The organism is Allomuricauda sp. d1 (assembly GCF_039592695.1).
Taxonomy (GTDB): Bacteria; Bacteroidota; Bacteroidia; order Flavobacteriales; family Flavobacteriaceae; genus Flagellimonas_A.
The window spans coordinates 85,247-104,842 of sequence record NZ_JBBUTK010000003.1 but is presented as its reverse complement, the minus strand read 5'-3'; the positions used below and the strand labels follow the sequence as shown (position 1 = coordinate 104,842).

Sequence of the window (19,596 nt, the reverse complement as noted above, 5' to 3'; positions counted from 1 at the left end):
TAACATTTATGAATTCTTTAACCACCTTCAAAAAGCCTAGAGAATAGCTTTGCAAAACTAAACCAACTGTTAATGCGCAAGGTAATTCTATCCATTTTAGCCGGTGTGGTAATCATTGGCGGCTCATTTTTCATCTCTCGATGGATCGTCAACAGTAAAAAAGACCGCAGGCCTAAGGCCCAAAAGGTCATTAAGACTGTTTTTGTCGATACTGTTGAGAATCAAACGGTGCCTATCATGGTGTCGGCCAACGGAAATCTGGTGGCCAAACGTAGGGTTGAGCTTTTTGCTGAGGTGCAAGGTGTTTTTAGACCGGGGAGCAAGCTTTTCAAAGCTGGACAGGAATATCGTGCAGGTCAGACCTTGATTCGTATCGATGCCTCAGAATACTATGCCAGTGTACAATCGGCCAAAAGCAATCTGTTCAACCTGATTACTTCGATTATGCCCGATCTTCAGTTGGATTATCCTGAGTATTTTCCCAAATGGCAGCAATATCTCAACAGTTTTGATTTGGACAAGACCACCCCTAAGCTTCCTGAAATTGAAAGCGAAAAAGAGAAGTTTTTCATTTCGGGACGGGGCATTCTCACCAGTTACTATAACGTAAAGAATTTAGAGCAGCGCCTTTCCAAATACACCATCACAGCTCCTTTTAATGGTATTTTGACCGAAGCATTGGTTACCGAAGGCACTTTGGTCAGGGCAGGCCAAAAGTTGGGCGAATATATCAGCACGGGTGCGTATGAGCTTCAAGTGGCCGTGGGCAAGACCTATGGCGATTTGTTGGAAGTTGGCAAAGAGGTCGAGTTGACCAATCTAGAAAAAACAAAATCGTACAAAGGCAAAGTCGTGCGGGTGAATGGTAGGGTTGACCAAGCTTCACAAACGGTAACGGCGTTTATTGAGGTCTCAGGTGAAAATCTAAAAGAGGGGCAATACCTTGAAGCCAATTTACAGGCCAAAGAGGCATCGAACGCCATCGAAATTGACAGGTCGTTGCTGGTAGATAATGAATCCATTTTTGTGGTACGTGATTCCATTTTGGATGTTATCGAGGTCTCACCTGTCTATTTTGGTGAAGACAAGGTAGTGGTCGAAGACATTCCTGATGGTACGACCATAGTTTCAAAGCCCGTTTCAGGAGCCTATGCGGGCATGTTGGTAAAAATATTTGAAGAGGGCCAAAAGCCGGCCGAATAAGATGAGAAAACTTATATCCTATTTTATAAAATATCATGTGGCGGTGAATGTCATCATCATCGCCTTTTTGGTATTTGGTGTCGTTGGCGCCCTTCGTTTAAAGTCTTCATTTTTCCCGCTTACGGAATCTAAAAACATACTGATTTCAATTACGTATCCCGGTGCCTCGCCCCAAGAGATTGAAGAAGGGGTGGTATTGAAGATTGAGGATAATTTAAAGGGATTGCAAGGTGTGGATAGGGTGACCTCTACATCCCGTGAAAATACAGGTTCCATCAATGTAGAAATCGAAAAGGGAAGGGATATCGATTTTATGCTCTTAGAGGTCAAGAATGCCGTAGACCGTGTGCCGACCTTTCCCACAGGTATGGAACCCTTGGTGGTTTCAAAACTTGAGGCAGTTCGCCCGACCATCAGTTTTGCTGTCAGTGGCGATAAGATTTCCTTGGCCACACTCAAACAGATTGGAAGACAGATAGAGAACGATTTACGGGCCATAGAGGGTATTTCGCAAATAGAGATTTCGGGTTATCCTGAAGAAGAAATTGAGATTGCAGTTGACGAAAATGATCTATTGGCCTATAATATTTCTTTTTCTGAAGTGGCGCAGGCGGTGGGTAATGCAAACATTTTGGTCACGGGCGGCAACATCAAGACCGATGCCGAAGAATACCTTATCCGTGCAAGAAATCGATCATATTATGGCGATGAATTGGCCAATATCGTGGTAAACGCTGATGCATCGGGCCGTACTGTTCGGTTGAGAGATGTGGCCGAGATAAGGGACCGCTTTTCTGAAACCCCCAATGCTTCGTACTACGATGGTGATTTGTCGGTCAATGTGACCATCACCAGTACCAACACTGAAGATTTGATAGGCTCTGCCGAAAAGGTAAAAGACTATATCGAAGAATTCAATGAAAAGTATACCAATGTAGCGTTGAATGTGGTTTCCGATTTTTCGACCACGCTCACCCAGCGTACCCAGCTATTGACTGAGAATGCCGTTATGGGCATGATTTTGGTCTTGATTTTCTTGTCCCTCTTCCTCAACACAAGACTGGCGTTCTGGGTGGCTTTTGGGCTTCCCATCGCATTTTTGGGCATGTTCGTTTTTGCACCTTTTTTCAATGTGACCATCAACGTACTGTCATTGTTCGGCATGATCATTGTCATCGGAATTTTGGTCGATGACGGTATTGTCATTGCCGAGAACATCTACCAACATTATGAACGGGGCAAAAAACCGATTCAAGCGGCCATAGATGGCACGATGGAAGTGATTCCGCCCATAGTATCTGCCATAATAACCACAGTTCTGGCGTTTTCCATTTTCTTGTTTTTGGATGGAAGGATAGGCGATTTCTTTGGGGAAGTCTCGGTCATCGTGATTTTGACCTTGGTCGTTTCTTTGGTTGAGGCCTTGATTATTTTACCGGCACATTTGGCGCATTCAAAAGCGTTGCAACCAAAGGATGATACCCCAAAAACAGGAATCGCACGTGTTTTTGCCAAACTGAGGATCATCAACAAAATGGGTGACCGGGCCATGATGTGGATGCGAGACAAACTCTACAGCCCTGTGATACGATTCGGATTAAAATACCGTTTGCTCACACTTTCGTTCTTCATCATGGTACTGTTGTTGACCTTTGGCTCGGTTGGGGGTGGCATCATCAGAACTGCTTTCTTTCCGAGAATAGCCAGTGACCGTGTTTCAATCGAGTTGCAGATGCCCAATGGTACCAATGAAAGGGTGACTGATTCCATCATCAGTTTGATTGAAGAAAAAGCACAGATTGCCAATAGAGAGCTTACCAAAGAGTATCCGCCCGAAAATGGCAAACAACTCTTTGAAAATATCATCAAGAACCTGGGTCCTGGATCTGCTTCGGCGACCTTGGTTATTAACTTGCTCCCAGGGGAAGAGCGTCCTGATGCCGTTCGTGCCGATTTGGTGACGAACCGAATAGAAGAATTGATGGGCCCTGTAGTAGGTGTAGAAAGTTTGGTCTATGGTTCAGGAGGAAATTTTGGCGGTAATCCCGTTTCAGTTTCGCTGTTGGGCAACAATATCGAAGAACTGAAAGCGGCGAAAGCGGAGCTAAAAACAGCTTTGGCAAACAATGCGCTGCTGAAGGACATTGCCGATAACGACCCTGCCGGAATCAAAGAAATACGTTTGCAGCTCAAAGAAAATGCCTATTTGCTGGGTCTTGACCTGCGCACGGTAATGAACCAAGTACGGGCAGGATTTTTTGGGGTACAGGCACAGCGGTTTCAGCGTGGTCAAGATGAGATTCGGGTGTGGGTTCGCTATGACAGGGGCAATAGGGCATCTATTTCCGATTTGGATGATATGCGCATTCTGACACCATCGGGCACTAGGGTGCCGCTGGGTGAAATCGCCACCTACACCATCGGAAGGGGCGAGGTTGCCATCAACCATCTTGATGGGCAGCGAGAAATTCAACTCACGGCAGATTTAAAGAATCCTGAGACATCGAGTGCGCCGGATGTTCTTGCATGGATCAGAAGCGATATCATGCCAGAGATACAATCCAAATATCCGACCATAACGGCATCATACGAAGGTCAGAACCGAGAGCGGAACAAACTTTTTGACTCCTTAAATTTTGTCGGTCTTACGGTTCTCTTTTTGATTTACATCACCATAGCCTTCACGTTTAGAAGTTTCAGTCAACCGCTACTTTTATTGTTGTTGGTGCCGTTCAGTCTGCCAGCGGTGGCCTGGGGGCATTGGTTGCATGGTTTTCCTGTCAATATTCTCTCGATGTTGGGTATTATCGCTTTGATCGGTATCATGGTCAACGATGGTTTGGTATTGATTGGAAGGTTCAATAACAATTTGCGAGAAGGGATGGGTTTTGATGATGCCATCTATGAAGCGGGAAGATCGCGTTTTAGGGCCATCTTTTTAACTTCCATAACCACCATTGCAGGTTTGGCGCCTTTATTGCTTGAGAAAAGCCGACAAGCCCAATTTTTGAAGCCCATGGCCATCTCCATAGCCTATGGTATCGGTTTTGCCACAGTGCTTACATTATTGTTGTTGCCATTGTTCCTTTCATTCAGCAACGATACCAAGGTTTTCAGTAAGTGGCTGAAGACCGGTGAAAAAGTGACCAAAGAAGAAGTAGAGCGTGCCATCAAAGAACGACATGAAGAAGAGATGATGAACGGAGAGCATGCTGCGAAAAATTTGAACGGCAAAAAAGTTGAAATGGGTATGGGCAAATCGACATCCACGCAAACAGAAGATACAATATGACGAGAAAATATCACGAGGCTTTCGTATTTTTTGTGCTCATTTGCTCGCTTGGTGTTACTGCCCAAAAAAATGTACTGACCAAAGAAACGGCGGTAAAATTGATGTTGGAAAACAATTTCGGGGTACGAATAGCCCAAAACAACATTGAAATCGCCGACAACAATCAAAGCATCTTGAATTCTGGTTTTCTTCCCAGCTTAACAGGAAGCGCTGGGGCAAGTTATCAGCGCGATGACTCCACTTTTGAATTTCCGGGGCAATTTTTGAGAGACGAAGATGGTAATCCGGTCATCGATGGCGAGACAGGAAACCCTGTGCCGAGACCCGATGCGGACCTCTATAAGGCAGAAGCACAGCGTTACAATGCCAGATTGACTGCTGATTACGTGCTTTTTGATGGTCTGGGCAGGTTTTATGATTACAAAAGACTGAAAGAAGAGTACGATTTGTCTGAGCTTCAAGCCCGTGAGACCATCGAGACGACCATGCTGCAACTGTTTTCGGTCTATTACGAAGTGGCACGGATTCTAGAGAATATAAACGTGTTCGAGGAGACTTATGAAAGTACCGCCGACCGTTTAAAGCGTGCTGAGTACAGCTTTGAGTTCGGCCAAAGCAATAAGTTGGATGTGCTGAACGCCGAAGTTGACCTCGTGAACGATAGCATCAATTTGATGAACGAAAGGCAGTTGCTCAAGAACACCATCAGAGATTTGAACATTGTGCTGAACCAAGAGCTTGAAAATGCTTATGCGGTAGACACAACGGTCTCATTCACCAAGACCATGCTCGTGGAAGATTTTCTCAAAGAGGCCGAAAAAAACAATGTGAGGATGTTGCAGGCAGAGAAAAACACGATGATCAACGACTATTCGCTCAAGGCCAGTAAATCGGTTTTTTTGCCGACCGTGGGACTGACAGGTTTTTACGGCTGGAACCTCAACCAAAACGCCCCTGGACCATTTTTCCCCGGGGTCAATGTAAACAATACTAGAAATTTTGGGCTGGGGGCCAGCTTAACATGGAACCTATTTGATGGCGGCAGCGGCGTGACCCAGATAAAGAACGCCCGAATACTGTTGGAGTCACAAGAGATTCTCAATGAACAGATAGCGCAAGAGATACGCCGTGATATTGCCAATGCCAAGGGCAACTATTTCAACTTGCTGCAAGTTTATGAACTTCAAGAACAGAACGTCAAGACAGCGACAAACAATTACCTGCGTTCGACCGAGCGTTATAAATTGGGCCAGATTTCGTCTGTTGAACTTCGTCAGGCGCAAATCAATCTGTTGAATGCCAAGACCAGTAAAAATCAGGCAAAATATGCTGCGAAACTGGCCGAACTTCAGTTATTGCAGTTGACGGGGCAACTTTTGAATGTTGAACTATAACAATGTTCGAACACTTCTTTCAATGTCCGTACTGTTGGGAAGAAATCTCCATGCTCTTAGACACGTCCATAGTCGAGCAAGTGTACGTTGAAGACTGCGAGGTTTGCTGCAACCCCATTGAAATAACGACCCATTTTAGCAATGATGAACTTGCCTCTTTTGCAGCCAATCCTTTGGGGCAGTAATTTGCTTACCTTTAAACAAAAGGTTGTGCTTCAATGAACTTTTTCAAAATTATTCCGCCTAAAATATTTCCAATTTTACTGGTCAATTTTATCGGAATTCTCGGTTATAGTATCGTGGTGCCAATCCTGATTTTTATTGTGACCGATTTAGGGGGCAATGGTTTTATCTATGGAATTTTGGGGGCGATGTACCCCTTTTTTCAATTTATCGGGGCACCGATTTTGGGAAGCCTTTCCGATAGGGTGGGCAGAAAAAAAGTACTTATCATCAGTCAATTGGGCACTTTTTTGGCATGGCTACTGTTCTTGTTGGCGTTTATTCTGCCCCAGACCGAATTATGGTCACAACATACGGGTCTTACCGGTTCTTATGTGATGACACTTCCGTTACTGGTTATATTTTTGGCCAGAATTTTTGATGGTTTTACTGGCGGAAACATTTCAGTGGCGAACGCTTATCTATCAGACATTTCCACAGATGAAGATCGCAACAAGAACTTTGGTAAAATGGGTGCTTCGACCAGTCTGGGATTTGTATTGGGCCCAGCGGTAGCGGGAATTTTGGCATCCACCTATCTGGGTGAGGTATTGCCACTGATTTTAGCAGCGGTGATTTCTCTGATTGCCATTTTTGTAATCAACACCCGTTTGGAAGAAAGTAATCCGTGTGTGGTCGATACCGGAGGGATTGAGCTTAAATCTTTCAGACGCTTTTTTCAGGTTGAACACAAAGACTGCTATTTTGATGGCGAGCTGCAAGCCAACCCACAAGTAAAAGAAAGCTGGAAAACCATTCTTTCAGAACCTGGTATTCCATTATTGTTTTCCATCTATTTTCTGACTTTTTTAGCCTTCAGTCTGTTTTATGCGGGGTTGCCCATTTATGCAAATACCATTTTACACTGGTCTGCGAGCGACTTGGGCATCTTTTTGGCCTACTCGAGCTTGATCATGGTACTTGTTCAAGGGCCCGTTTTGAATTGGCTTTCTGATAAAGTGAGCAATGAAGCACTTATCCTCATTGGCTCATTGCTATTGGCGTTGAGTTTCTTTTTGTTGTCCATAGAAAATATTTTAATCCTTTATGTCGCCAATACCTTACTTTCTGTGGGAAACGGTCTTATGTGGCCCAGTTTTATGGCACTGTTGTCAAGAACGGGCAACAAACAAAAACAAGGTGCCATTCAGGGCTATGGCAATAGCATGGGCAGTATTGCAAGCATGTTCGGATTGATTTTGGGCGGGATGCTGTTTGAATCGATAGCCACGTATGTATTTGTTATCGGTGCCGTGATATTCTTTTTAATCACTATTTTGATGGCAGGCAAGTTTTTAAATAGACGCAAGGAAAAACAGGTGTCTGTGGCAGCTCAAGGATGATTTCCATATCCTCATGAGAAATCTCAATGTTTTTTTCTAGAATCAAAAGATTTTACTGCGTTGTCTTTTGTTTATCTTTTCGTACATGTTATCCGTCGAAAATTACTTTAGAAAAAAACCTTTATTCGGTAACTTTTATGAATTAATCTTTTCAATAGACAAATGCAGAGCAATTTCTTCACTTTACCGCTTATTCTATTTTGTGTGCTTTTCTCGATTGGCTGCAAAGAAAAGAAAGAAGCTGTTTTACTGGTAGATAATGTTAGTGGCATAAAAAAGATTCCAGATGCTGTTGATTTTTCGCTCCACATCAAACCCATTTTATCAGACCGCTGTTTTAAATGCCATGGCCCAGACAAAAATGCAATCGAGGGCAATTTGTCACTACATACCGCAGAGGAGGCCTATAAAGCACTTGGAGAGAATTCAGACCGTTTTGCGATTGTTCCCGGGGATGTTGAGAAAAGTCAGTTGGTTCATCGTATTTTTTCTGAGGATTCGGGCTTATTGATGCCCCCTCCCGAATCAAATCTAATGCTTTCAGAACATGAAAAAGTCTTGTTAAAAAGATGGATAGAACAAGGCGCCGAATACAAAGAACACTGGGCCTTTGTAAAACCAGAAAAACCTGAAATTCCTGAAACAATAAATGATCAATGGAGTGCCAACGAAATTGATGCTTTTGTGCTTCGTAAGCTTAATGAAAATGGGTTGCAACCTTCAAAAAAGGCCTCAAAAGAAATTTTACTTCGAAGGTTATATCTTGATGTTACAGGATTGCCTCCATCAATAAGACAGCTGGATACTTTTCTTAACAGTAAGAACAATGAACAGTTTTCCATTTTTATTGATTCAGTGCTCAATTCTATAGACTACGCAGAACACATGGCTGCTGATTGGATGGAAGTATCACGCTATGCGGACACACACGGCTACCAAGATGATTTTGAACGTACCATGTGGCCATGGCGCGATTGGGTAATCAAGGCATTCAATGAAAATATGCCCTATGACAAGTTTGTGACTGTTCAATTGGCGGGCGATTTATTGCCCGATGCCACCAAAGAAACGGTTTTGGCCACTGGTTTTAACAGAAACCATAAGATTACCGCAGAAGGAGGTGTAATTCCTGAAGAATATCGGATTGAATATGTCGAGGACCGTACAAATACTTTTGGAACGGCTTTTTTAGGGATGACCATGGAGTGTGCCAGATGCCATGACCATAAATATGACCCCATTAGCCAAAAAGAACATTTTGAGCTTTTTAGTTTCTTCAACAACGTCAACGAAAGGGGGTTGATGAACAATGCCGAAGACATTCCCGAACCGTACATCACAATAACTAAAGAAGAGGCACAAGGGGTCTTGGATTTTGTCAATATGAACTCGGTTGAGAAAGAACAAGTGACCACCCTGGTCATGGATGAAATGAATGATGTTCGCCCGACCTATGTACTCGACCGGGGGGTTTACGACCAACCGACAGATCAGGTGTATCCTGATACTCCAGAGCGTATTCTTCCCTATCCTGAAGCATACCCTAAAAACAGATTGGGGTTGGCAAAATGGCTTTTTCATGAAGACAACCCCTTGACCGCTCGAATTGCTGTCAATAGAATTTGGCAGAAAATGTTTGGCAGAGGGTTGGTAGAGTCATCGTATGATTTTGGTAATCAAGGGGCACTTCCGACACATCCTGAGTTGTTGGATTTTTTGGCCATAAAATTCATGGAAGATGGATGGGATATCCAAAAGATGATAAAATACATTGCATTGTCTTCAACATATCAGCAATCTTCAAGGGTTTCAGAGAGGCTGAAAGAATTAGACCCTGAAAATATGCTACTGGCACGTGCTCCGCGTTTGCGCCTATCTGCAGGTAGCATTCGAGACCAAGCCCTCGCCATTAGTGGTTTGTTGAATCCCGAAGTAGGTGGTCCGAGTGTCAAGCCTTATCAACCAGAGGGCATCTGGGAAGAAACCACGGGTGGTGGTGGTGGCAGTACAGCGACTTATGTCATGAGTGAAGGCGATGATCTTTACCGAAAAAGTCTCTATACTTTTTGGAAAAGAACCGTTCCGCCACCAAGTATGTTGACCTTTGACGCCTCTTCACGAGATTTATGCTCAGTAAAAACAGAAGAGACCAACACTCCGCTACAGGCCTTGGTACTCTTAAATGACCCCCAGTTGATTGAGGCTGCCAGGGCCATGGCCTATCAAGTTAAAAAAGAGGAGAAAAGCGTTGAAAAACAAATCATTCTTCTTTTTAGAAAAGCAACTTCAAGATTGCCGAACGAAGCAGAGTTGGAAAAACTAAAGTCATTTTATGATGAATCCCTATCAAAAATTGACAATGGCGATGTCATACCGGATAGTTATTTGAATATCGGTCAATTTACGACTGAAGAAATACGCAATAAAAATGAATGGGCCGGTTTGACCTTGGTGGCTCAGATGATTCTGAATTTAGACGAAACAATCACAAGATCATGAGCGAATCAAAAATCATTCAAGAAAACCTGCTCAACGAAAATAGGCGAGCATTTTTAAAGAAATCTGCACTGGGTATAGGGGGTATGGCACTATCCTCCCTGTTGGGCGGCTGTAGTTTCTTTTCAAAGAATGAAAACGGACTCTTGACCAAAACAGAGAATCCTCTCGGGCCCAGAGGTATTTTGGGCAGTTTGCACCATCCTGCAAAAGTGAAACGTGTAATTTATCTCTTTCAAAGTGGTGGGCCATCACAACTGGAACTATTTGACTACAAACCATTGTTGAACGAACGCCGTGGAGAAGACTTGCCAGAATCTGTAAGAAATGGTCAACGTCTGACAGGTATGACTTCGGGCCAAGATAGTTTTCCATTGGTGGGCTCCCTTTTTCCATTCAAACAGCATGGAAAAAATGGGACCTGGGTCAGTGAACTACTTCCGTATACGGCCAAAATGGTTGACGACCTTTGTATAGTCAAATCGATGTACACTGAAGCGATCAATCATGATCCGGCGGTGACATTTTTTCAAACGGGCTCACAACAACCAGGTCGGCCAAGTATAGGGTCATGGTTGAGCTATGGGCTGGGCAGTGAAAACGAAAACTTACCGGCTTTCACAGTGCTTTTATCCCGCGGAAGCGGCAGGCCCAATGGGCAACCTTTGTATACTAGGCTTTGGGGCAATGGTTTTTTACACTCCCAGCATCAGGGAGTGCAGTTTAGAGCGGCAAAAGACCCCGTACTTTATTTGAATGACCCCGATGGGATTTCAAAAAAGACCAAGCGCGACATGCTTGATATGCTCGCCGAAATGAATGAGCAACAATACAATGAATTTGGCGATCCCGAAATACAGGGCCGTATTGCGCAGTATGAAATGGCGTATCGCATGCAGACCTCAGTGCCCGAGGTCATTGATACAGCCAACGAACCTGATTATATCTATAAAATGTACGGTGCCGATGCGAAAGTTCCCGGCACTTATGCGGCCAATTGCTTACTGGCAAGACGCTTGGCAGAGCAAGATGTACGCTTTATACAGTTGTACCACATGGGTTGGGATCAACATGATAACCTGCCTGGGGCGATTGAGAAACAGGCAAAGGATGTTGACCAAGCTTCCGCAGCCTTAGTAGCAGATTTAAAACAACGCGGCCTATTGGAAGACACCTTGGTCATCTGGGGAGGTGAGTTTGGAAGAACCAATTACTCACAGGGTATTCTCACCGATACAAATTATGGCCGTGACCATCATCCAAGATGTTTTACCATGTGGATGGCAGGTGGTGGAATAAAACCTGGCTTTGTTTATGGTGAGACTGATGAATTTGGCTATAACATAGTGAAAGACCCGGTACACGTTCACGATTTTCAGGCTACCATGTTACACTTAATGGGCATTGACCACGAAAGGCTCACGTATAAGTATCAGGGCAGACGATTTAGATTGACAGATGTGGAAGGACATTTGGTAAAATCTATTTTGGCCTGATGAAGCGCCGAGAATTCATCAGAAATACGGGTATGGCATCATTGGCCATGTGTACGGGCGATGGATTTGCCAAATCAATGCCCCAAAACAAAGATGCCATCATCGGTCATGGTGATTTTCGTTATAAAATTGATTTAAATTGGGGCGCTCTCAACAGTACTTTTCATCCCTTGAAGGATTGCCATGAAATGGTTATGGATAAGAGAAAACGCATTTTTCTTCTCACCAACCACACTAAAAACAATGTCTTAATCTACAATAAAGACGGAAAGCTACTGGATTATTGGGGAACTGAATATCCCGGTGCCCACGGTCTGACCATACATGATGAAAACGGGGAGGAGTTTTTGTACATCGCCGACAACGAACGACATGAAGTGATCAAAACCACTTTAGATGGCAAGGTGTTGCAGATTTTTCCCTGCCCGATGGAATCAGGTAAATACGAGTCCATAGAGAAGTACGTACCAACGGAAACAACAATTGTGCCCAATGGCGATATTTACGTTGCTGATGGGTATGGCGAACAATACATTCTCCACTACAATGCAAAAGGCGAATTGTTGAACATTTTTGGTGGTAAAGGTTCCAAAGCCTATCATTTTGACAATGCGCATGGTATCTGCCTAGATAACAGAACGAGCACCCCTACATTGTTGATAACGGCAAGACAGCAAAATAAATTGAAACGTTTTTCATTGGATGGACAACTTTTGAATGAAATTGAACTGCCGGGGGCATACATCTGCCGACCTGTTATTAAAGGACAAAATGTATACTTGGCCACAATCTGGTCAGGTGACGGTTCACCGGGTACAGGCTTTGTTTCAATCTTGAATGGTGAAGACAAATTGGTATCCGCACCCGGCGGCTGCCTGCCACATTATGAGGAGAATGCATTGAGTCCCGTCTATCAGGCTCTAAAAGTATTTCACCATCCGCATGATGTTTGTGTCGACGACGATGAGAATCTGTACATTCCGCAATGGAATACTTTTGGCACCAACCCCATTAAACTAATACGAGTTTGATTTATTTGAATGTTATTTAGGTCATCATACAAAATATCATTGGCCCAAGCGACTTGTTGTTTGGTAATGGCTCTCATGGCCTCTCAGATTTCTTTTGCGCAAAATCATTTTGCCAAAACGGAAATGTTTAAGCTAAGCACCCCTAAAATTGAAGCTGACTCTCTTTTATTTATAAAAAGGGCAACTATTATTGCCAAATCAGGTGAATCGGGCTCTACGGTCTACTTTAAAAGAGATGGTCAACAGCACACCTATCAATCGCCAATCGTATTGAAAGAATCAGAATGGGTTTCTTTTTGGTCGGAGCACCCTGATTTTGAGAGCAGCGATTTGCAAACCATAGAGGTAGTTAAAATAACTCATTCCATGGTTGATTCTGAACTTATTATTGAGCCACAGCCCAACGAAGCCTATAATGGGAAAGGTTGGAAAACGTTGGTGGATTTAGAAAAAGGAACCACCAACTTCAGAAATGGCCATAGTTGGCTTGGTTTTCAAAAAGAAACAATAACCATTTCAGTAAAGCTCAAAAAGCCGACAATGATATCAAAGTTGCAAATGGGCATTCTCATTGACCACGGTTCTTGGATTTTTAGCCCAAAAGCGGTCAAAGTTGAGGCCTCAAAAGAAATTATTGGAACAAAAGAATTTGAAGCACCCAGTACCGCTGAAAGTTCAGAATCCACCTTTTTGACCATCGATACAATCCCAAGGGTTTATGGTGAACTGGTTGTTACGATCAAAGCATTGGATGCCATACCTGATTGGCACCCAGGTAAGGGCACTGTGCCATGGATTTTTATTGACGAACTATTGATTGAACCTTAATGAACCTAGCAAACTTACACCCACTTTTAGTGCACTTGCCCATTGGAATCATTTTTATTGGGTTTCTTATGGAACTTTGGCAGCTGAAATATCCCAATAAAATCAGTAAGGAAATGATGTTGTTCATTTTGGGCAATGGGGCTTTCTTTGCGGTTCTTTCTGTGGCAACGGGTTGGCTTTTGGGCGATGGAGGAGGTTACGATGATACCATGCTCAGCAGACATAAATGGATGGGCATTGCGTTTACGCTGACCATAATCACCTTATTTTTTATCAAGAAAAGTGATAAACCCCTTGCAAAAAAAAGCTATTTACCGCTTTTTGCCATTTCATTGCTTTTATTGACCATCACGGGTCACCTTGGGGGAAACATGACACATGGTGAAGGGTTTCTTTTTGCTGAAAAAGCTGATAAAACCATTGAAATCGAAAATATTGAAGAAGCTGAAGTTTATGCACAGGTAATACAACCCATCTTTGAGGCAAAGTGTGTAAGCTGTCATAATTCCAGTAAAATTAAAGGTGGGCTTCAACTTAAGACTCAAGAACATCTTTTGGCCGGTGGTGATACAGGCAGCTTGTTTGATACAATTACAGAACACGGATCAAATCTACTGATGCACAGAATTGATTTACCCATGGAGGATGAAGAGCACATGCCACCCAAGGGAAAACAACAGCTGACAGAAGAAGAGATGGTCTTATTGGAATGGTGGATTAAAAACAAAAATTGCTTTGATTGTAAAGTTGCCGATTTAGATACCGATGCAAAAACTGAGGAAATTTTAGCAACACTCGAAACGGACAATTCAACACGAGGGAAATTGGCCAGAGAGCTCGATTTTATTGCTTCTGAGAGGCTTGTCGAATTAGCACAGAATAACATTTCTGTACAACAGTTGTCAATAGACAATCCACTTTTACAGGTTAATTTTTCGCAACGCGAAGATGTCTCAGAAGACGATTTTTACCTACTAAAAAGCGTAAATAAAAATATTGTTGAAATGAACCTTGGCCATACTAATTTTAATGACACTTTGGCCAAGCACCTGAAAAAATTTAAAAACCTGACAAAGCTTCAATTGCAAGGCACTGCCATTACCCCAAAATCTTTTGATACCTTCAAAGATTTGGAATATTTAGAGTCACTTAATCTTTTTGGGGTAAAAGCTTCAGAACCAGACTTCAAGTTTTTAAAGCAACTTCCTAACCTTGCAGACGTATACTTGTCTCCCAACAGTATTTCTGATGAAGGCAATGTTCAATTGGCTCAAAACGGTATTCTTGTTCATGGTCAGCATATTGATGAAAAGTTTAAGGCAAGTCAATTGGCCCCTCCTGTATTTCTTGCTGAACACGAAATCTTCAATGACTCACTTTTAGTGACCATAAGCACTGTTTTTGACGACACAAAAACATTTTATCGTTATGCAAGAATGCCCGGTGATACGGTCACTGTAGAGTACAAAGAGCCTTTTTACTTGAAAAAGTCGATGACGTTTTTAGCCCACAGTGAAAAAGAGGGCTGGGGTGTAAGCGAGCCTGCAAAAGCCACTTTCTTGAAAACAGGTGCAAAGATTACGGATGTAACTTTGACAAAACGGCCCCATGAAAAATATAAAGCACAAGGCCCAAAAACCCTTATTGATAAAAAAAGGGGCACAACAAATTTTGTTGATGGCCAATGGATTGGATATGAAGCCTCACACCTGCAAAGTACTTTAACACTTGAAGAAGCCACTAGAATCAGCACAGTTTCTGTTGGCCATCTTTCTGCACCGACAAGCTGGATTTTTTCACCGATAGGATATAAAGTTTGGGGCGCGTCTGATGGTAAAAATTATAAATTGCTAAAAACCATTGACCTACCTCCAAATCCGCCATCCAGTAGTGTCGAACGGCAATTGGTTAACATTCATTTTGATGAGACCAAATTAAAAAGTGTTCGGGTACAGGTATTGAACCAAAGAAAAAACCCAAATTGGCATCCGAATCCTGGAGGCGACAGCTTTATTTTTGTTGATGAAATAGTGCTGAACTAAATATCAAAGGTTTATTGTGGATTAATAAAACAACAAAACTGATGTGTGGATTAGGCTATGTGTTCAATATTCTCTGTTTCGTATCCTCGAGATAACTTCGGCCTATTGTATAACGCATACCATCGATTTCAACGCTGTTACCTTCAATCGATTGAATTTTTTCAATGGCTACGGTATAAGACCGGTGAATTCTTAAGAACTTGTTTTTCGGTAGTTCTTCGGTAAAAGCTTTCAAAGTTCTGTGTAGAATGTATTTACCAGATGTTGTTTTTATCCTGATATAGTCTTTAAGGCTTTCTATGACCAATATCTCATCCAAATATATTTTCTGTAACCGTTTGTTGTCTATCTTGACAAAGATACTTTGGTGCTCATCTGATGGTGGCGACTTGTCTTTTGAAAAAAGGTTGGCCACCCTGTTGACCGTCTTTAAAAATCTCGGAAATGGAATTGGTTTTACCAAATAATCAATGGCCTCTATCTCATAACTCCTTATGGCATATTCTTCATGGGCAGAAGTTATCACTACCATTGGTTTTGACTTTATGGATTCAAGAAACCCAAAACCGTCAAGTACTGGCATATTGATATCCAAAAAAATCAAATCAACAGATTGTTCACTCAAAAAAGAACTGGCGTCAATTGCATTTGAGAAGGTCTTGATGAGGTTTAGGTGTTTGACTTTTTCTATGTAGTCTTCCAATATACTAATGGCCAAAGGCTCATCATCAATTATGATGGTTCTAATTAGTTTCATTCGGTGAAATGTTTAGCTTGAGTAAAACATGAAATTCGTTGTCTTTTTCATTGATGTTCAATTCATAATCTTCCTTTTGATACCCAAGTTCAAGTCTTTTTCTTACGTTTGATAGTCCAATGCCACCAGCTCGAGTTGGCATCTTGTCTTTCTTTTTTCTTTTTGGTTTGGTGTTTGACAATTTGAAATATAAAAAATCTTCTTCAACATGTACAGATAATGAGATTCTGGTTTTTCCGATATTTTGGCTTGCACCGTGTTTAAAACAGTTTTCTATTAAAGGCATAAGCAACATTGGTGCTATGACCTTATTTTCTAAATCTCCAGATATTTCTATCTCAACCTCTAATGAATCATCAAACCTGATGCGTTCAAGATCAATATAGTTCTGAATACACTCAATTTCATTCTTGAGTGTCTGTTTTCTTTTATCTGTCGCGTACAAAAGGTATCGCATTAACTCAGATAGCTTGAGGATGACCTCGGGGGCTCGATTTGACTTTTTAAGTGTTAAGGAATAGATATTGTTCAAGGTGTTGAAAAAGAAATGTGGTGAGACCTGAGATCTTAAAAACCGTAGTTCAGTTGATAACTGGCGCTTTTCAAGCTCGTGCAACTTGCTGTGTTCTCGTAACCAATCAATTGTAATTTTGATTGCAGTTACAAATGAAACCACGTACAGCTCACCTAGCATCATTTGAACGCCATAATTTATCGTAAGACTGTCGATGGGTTCTGGCCCCTCTGGCCAGACATTGGTGCTGATCAGGTAATAGGTGAGGTTATACTTTGCCAATAGCATGATAAAAAGTGAAATCACCATAAGAATTGCATAGGTGAGGTACTTTTTTTTGAAGACAAATTTTGGCATTAAATAATAGATGTTGAAGTAGGTCAAGGCCATGTGAATGGGAAACCCAATAATATTGGACTGCAGCGAATAACTGTAGTCGTCAAAATAACTGCCCCATCTCAAAGTATTGAATATGAAATAGATGGTCCAAAAGATGATATGATGTTTATATGTAATGCTATACCCACCAACCTTATCGGATGAAAAAAGGTTGCTTTGTTCTGTATTTACAATACTATTAGCCGTGGTTTTCATACGTTACTGGTCATTGCTCACTTGTTATTGGTCTAAAAGATGGTAATGAATATCAATAAATTTAAGAATATTAGTTAATTCGGTTTTTGTGTTTCAAAGTATGACAAAAGTGAAAATGAAAACAACAACAACATTTATTGTTTACACTTTTTTGGCCGCAACAGTAGAATTATTCGGGCAGTTTAGTCATGCCCCCCGTACCTACGTTGCTTATAAAACAACCGATAAAATCAATGTTGACGGCCTTGCAGATGAGGTATCTTGGAAAAAATCTCCGTTCACAGACAATTTTATTGATATTGAGGGGATCAAAAAGCCAAAATTCGAAGCAAAGGCAAAAATGCTGTGGGATGAAGAGAATTTTTATGTTTTTGCCAGGATGGAAGAGCCCCATGTATGGGGTAATCTCAAGCAGCGCGATACGATTATCTTTTACAATAATGATTTTGAGATTTTTATCGACCCCGATGGAGATACCCATAATTATTACGAATTGGAAATCAATAGCTTGAACACTCCTTGGGATTTGTTCTTGACCAAGCCCTATAGAAATGGGGGCAAGGTACTCGATAGTTGGGATGCTCAAGGGCTCAAATCGGCAATATACGTTGACGGTACAATCAACGATCCGAGCGATCTTGATAAGGGTTGGTCAATAGAAATTGCGATTCCATGGAGTGCCATAACCGAGGCAGCTTCCGATGGAAACTTACCTGAAAATAAATATTGGCGGGTCAACTTCTCTAGGGTTAATTGGGATTTTAATGTTGAGAACGGAAATTATCATAGAGAAAAGGATGCTTCTGACAATTATTTGCCAGAATACAATTGGGTGTGGTCGCCGCAGTGGGTGGTCAACATGCACGAGCCCGAGCATTGGGGTTATGTGTTTTTCTCTGGCAACATGCCTGAGAGGCCAACAGAATTCAGCATCCCAAAAGATGAACACGTAAAATGGATGCTGTATGAATGGTATAGAAAATTGCACGGCGACATAAATCAAAAGCTGCCAAAATATGCGACGGTTTTTGAAGAACAGATAGCCCTGAACCTAGAAACACATAGAACAGGATGGAATTTGTGGTGCATAAGTCCGTTTTCAGGAGAACAATTAATAATCAAGAACGATGGAAAGTTCATCAAAAAAGAATAAGTTCAAAATTGGCAATTATAAATTTGTATTCGTAGGACTTTTAGCCTTGTTGGCGGTAGGTTTTTTGGATAACCAAATCTTTATTGGAAAAAAGCATGATGGGCAGAAAATGACCACAGATTCAAAACAGATCAGCTTTAAGTTTTGGACATGGATCACCGCCAATGCTGACAGAACCGATATTTCGTATGCGGAAGAATTTCAAAAATACGGTCAAAACGGTTTTGATGCTGTTTTGATAAACACGGGCACTGACCCAAAACTTCTTGAGCGCCTGGTGCCTCTTGCCGTTGAACATGGTCTTGAAGTTCACGCTTGGATGTTCACGACCAACAGACCTGGCGATGAAGTTGCAGAGCAACACCCAGAGTGGTACGCTGTGAGCAGGGAAGGAAAATCCTGTTATGATAATCCGCCCTACGTAGGCTATTACAAGTGGCTGTGCCCAACAAGAAAAGAATCTCGAGCACACATTCTGAGTCTGGTAGAAAGTTTGGCAGAAGTAGATGGTGTTACCAGTGTACATCTTGACTACATCAGATATTCTGATGTCTTCCTTCCAATAGGCCTTTTGCCTAAATATGATTTGGTTCAGAATACTGAGCTGCCCGAGTTTGATTTTTGTTATTGCGATGTTTGTGTGAATGAGTTCGAAAAAATCCACCATAAAAACCCTAAAGATTTTGAACATCCGGAAATTGATATGGAATGGAAAAACTTTAGATTAAACCGTATTAAATCTATTGTTGATGAAGCGTATGACATTGCCCATTCTAATGGAAAATTGCTGACCTCTGCTGTATTTCCTTACCCTGAAATGGCAGACCACATGGTTCGGCAACGATGGGATAAATGGAAAGTCGATGCAGTTTTGCCCATGACCTATCATGGTTTTTATAATGAAGAGTTAGACTGGATCGGTTATGCGACAAAACAAGGTGTTCAAGATTTAGTGGGTAAACAAACAGAGTTGCATACCGGACTTTATCTTCCAGATTTAAATCCAGAACAACTCAAGAATGCCATTTTGATTGCCCAACAGAATGGTGCAAAGGGAGTGTCGTTATTTGATGGAAATACATTAACAGATAAACATTTAAGAGTTTTAAAGACACTAAAGAAAGAATTGAACCAATAGGTAAATATGTCTATTGAAAAATTTAGCAAAAAAGACATAAGGTTGGGGCACGTTTACAAATGATGATGGGTCATCTTAAAAGAAACGCTGCAT

General features: G+C 41.9%; 14 protein-coding genes. 12 read left to right on the top strand and 2 right to left on the bottom strand.

Going from position 1 to position 19,596, the window contains the following annotated elements:
• The first annotated feature begins 72 nt into the window (after positions 1 to 72).
• The 10 genes from AAAH86_RS12305 to AAAH86_RS12260 all read left to right on the top strand — a co-directional run bounded on the left by AAAH86_RS12305 (position 73) and on the right by AAAH86_RS12260 (position 15,347).
• Positions 73 to 1,203 (top strand): HlyD family efflux transporter periplasmic adaptor subunit, encoded by a 1,131-nt coding sequence (locus AAAH86_RS12305; protein ID WP_343487947.1) that lies wholly within the window; start codon positions 73 to 75, stop codon positions 1,201 to 1,203.
• A gap of 1 nt (position 1,204) precedes the next feature.
• Entirely contained in the window at positions 1,205 to 4,495 is a 3,291-nt protein-coding gene (locus AAAH86_RS12300; protein ID WP_343487946.1) for an efflux RND transporter permease subunit, read from the top strand.
• The gene (locus AAAH86_RS12295) at positions 4,492 to 5,889 is read left to right on the top strand and encodes a TolC family protein (RefSeq protein ID WP_343487945.1); all 1,398 of its coding nucleotides are present in this window, start codon (positions 4,492 to 4,494) and stop codon (positions 5,887 to 5,889) included. Before AAAH86_RS12300 ends, AAAH86_RS12295 begins: the two co-directional genes overlap by 4 nt.
• Positions 5,890 to 5,891: 2 nt before the next feature.
• Complete coding sequence (locus AAAH86_RS12290; RefSeq protein ID WP_343487944.1) at positions 5,892 to 6,074, top strand: CPXCG motif-containing cysteine-rich protein; 183 nt, start codon at positions 5,892 to 5,894, stop codon at positions 6,072 to 6,074.
• 33 nt (positions 6,075 to 6,107) lie between these two features.
• Positions 6,108 to 7,454, top strand: coding sequence for an MFS transporter (locus AAAH86_RS12285; RefSeq protein ID WP_343487943.1), 1,347 nt, complete (start codon positions 6,108 to 6,110; stop codon positions 7,452 to 7,454).
• Positions 7,455 to 7,616: 162 nt separating this feature from the next.
• Complete coding sequence (locus AAAH86_RS12280) at positions 7,617 to 9,953, top strand: PSD1 and planctomycete cytochrome C domain-containing protein (RefSeq protein WP_343487942.1); 2,337 nt, start codon at positions 7,617 to 7,619, stop codon at positions 9,951 to 9,953.
• Positions 9,950 to 11,446 (top strand): DUF1501 domain-containing protein, encoded by a 1,497-nt coding sequence (locus tag AAAH86_RS12275; RefSeq protein ID WP_343487941.1) that lies wholly within the window; start codon positions 9,950 to 9,952, stop codon positions 11,444 to 11,446. The genes AAAH86_RS12280 and AAAH86_RS12275 overlap by 4 nt, the downstream gene beginning before the upstream one ends.
• Positions 11,446 to 12,477, top strand: coding sequence for a 6-bladed beta-propeller (locus AAAH86_RS12270; protein WP_343487940.1), 1,032 nt, complete (start codon positions 11,446 to 11,448; stop codon positions 12,475 to 12,477). Before AAAH86_RS12275 ends, AAAH86_RS12270 begins: the two co-directional genes overlap by 1 nt.
• Before the next feature lie 123 nt (positions 12,478 to 12,600).
• Positions 12,601 to 13,305 carry a hypothetical protein gene (locus AAAH86_RS12265; protein ID WP_343487939.1) on the top strand — a complete coding sequence of 235 codons (705 nt, stop codon included), beginning with the start codon at positions 12,601 to 12,603 and terminating at the stop codon, positions 13,303 to 13,305.
• Positions 13,305 to 15,347, top strand: coding sequence for a c-type cytochrome domain-containing protein (locus AAAH86_RS12260; RefSeq protein ID WP_343487938.1), 2,043 nt, complete (start codon positions 13,305 to 13,307; stop codon positions 15,345 to 15,347). Before AAAH86_RS12265 ends, AAAH86_RS12260 begins: the two co-directional genes overlap by 1 nt.
• A gap of 55 nt (positions 15,348 to 15,402) precedes the next feature.
• Here the strand turns inward: AAAH86_RS12260 and AAAH86_RS12255 are convergent, their stop codons facing one another.
• Both AAAH86_RS12255 and AAAH86_RS12250 read right to left on the bottom strand, forming a co-directional pair.
• Positions 15,403 to 16,104: a LytTR family DNA-binding domain-containing protein gene (locus AAAH86_RS12255; protein WP_343487937.1), complete on the bottom strand. Its 702-nt coding sequence runs from the start codon at positions 16,102 to 16,104 to the stop codon at positions 15,403 to 15,405.
• The gene (locus tag AAAH86_RS12250; RefSeq protein ID WP_343487936.1) at positions 16,091 to 17,212 is read right to left on the bottom strand and encodes a histidine kinase; all 1,122 of its coding nucleotides are present in this window, start codon (positions 17,210 to 17,212) and stop codon (positions 16,091 to 16,093) included. The genes AAAH86_RS12255 and AAAH86_RS12250 overlap by 14 nt, the downstream gene beginning before the upstream one ends.
• A gap of 115 nt (positions 17,213 to 17,327) precedes the next feature.
• On the opposite strand from AAAH86_RS12250, the gene AAAH86_RS12245 reads away from it, so the two are divergent.
• Both AAAH86_RS12245 and AAAH86_RS12240 read left to right on the top strand, forming a co-directional pair.
• Positions 17,328 to 18,365 carry a carbohydrate-binding family 9-like protein gene (locus tag AAAH86_RS12245; RefSeq protein ID WP_343487935.1) on the top strand — a complete coding sequence of 346 codons (1,038 nt, stop codon included), beginning with the start codon at positions 17,328 to 17,330 and terminating at the stop codon, positions 18,363 to 18,365.
• 109 nt (positions 18,366 to 18,474) lie between these two features.
• Positions 18,475 to 19,503: a hypothetical protein gene (locus tag AAAH86_RS12240; RefSeq protein WP_343488358.1), complete on the top strand. Its 1,029-nt coding sequence runs from the start codon at positions 18,475 to 18,477 to the stop codon at positions 19,501 to 19,503.
• Positions 19,504 to 19,596 lie beyond the last annotated feature (93 nt).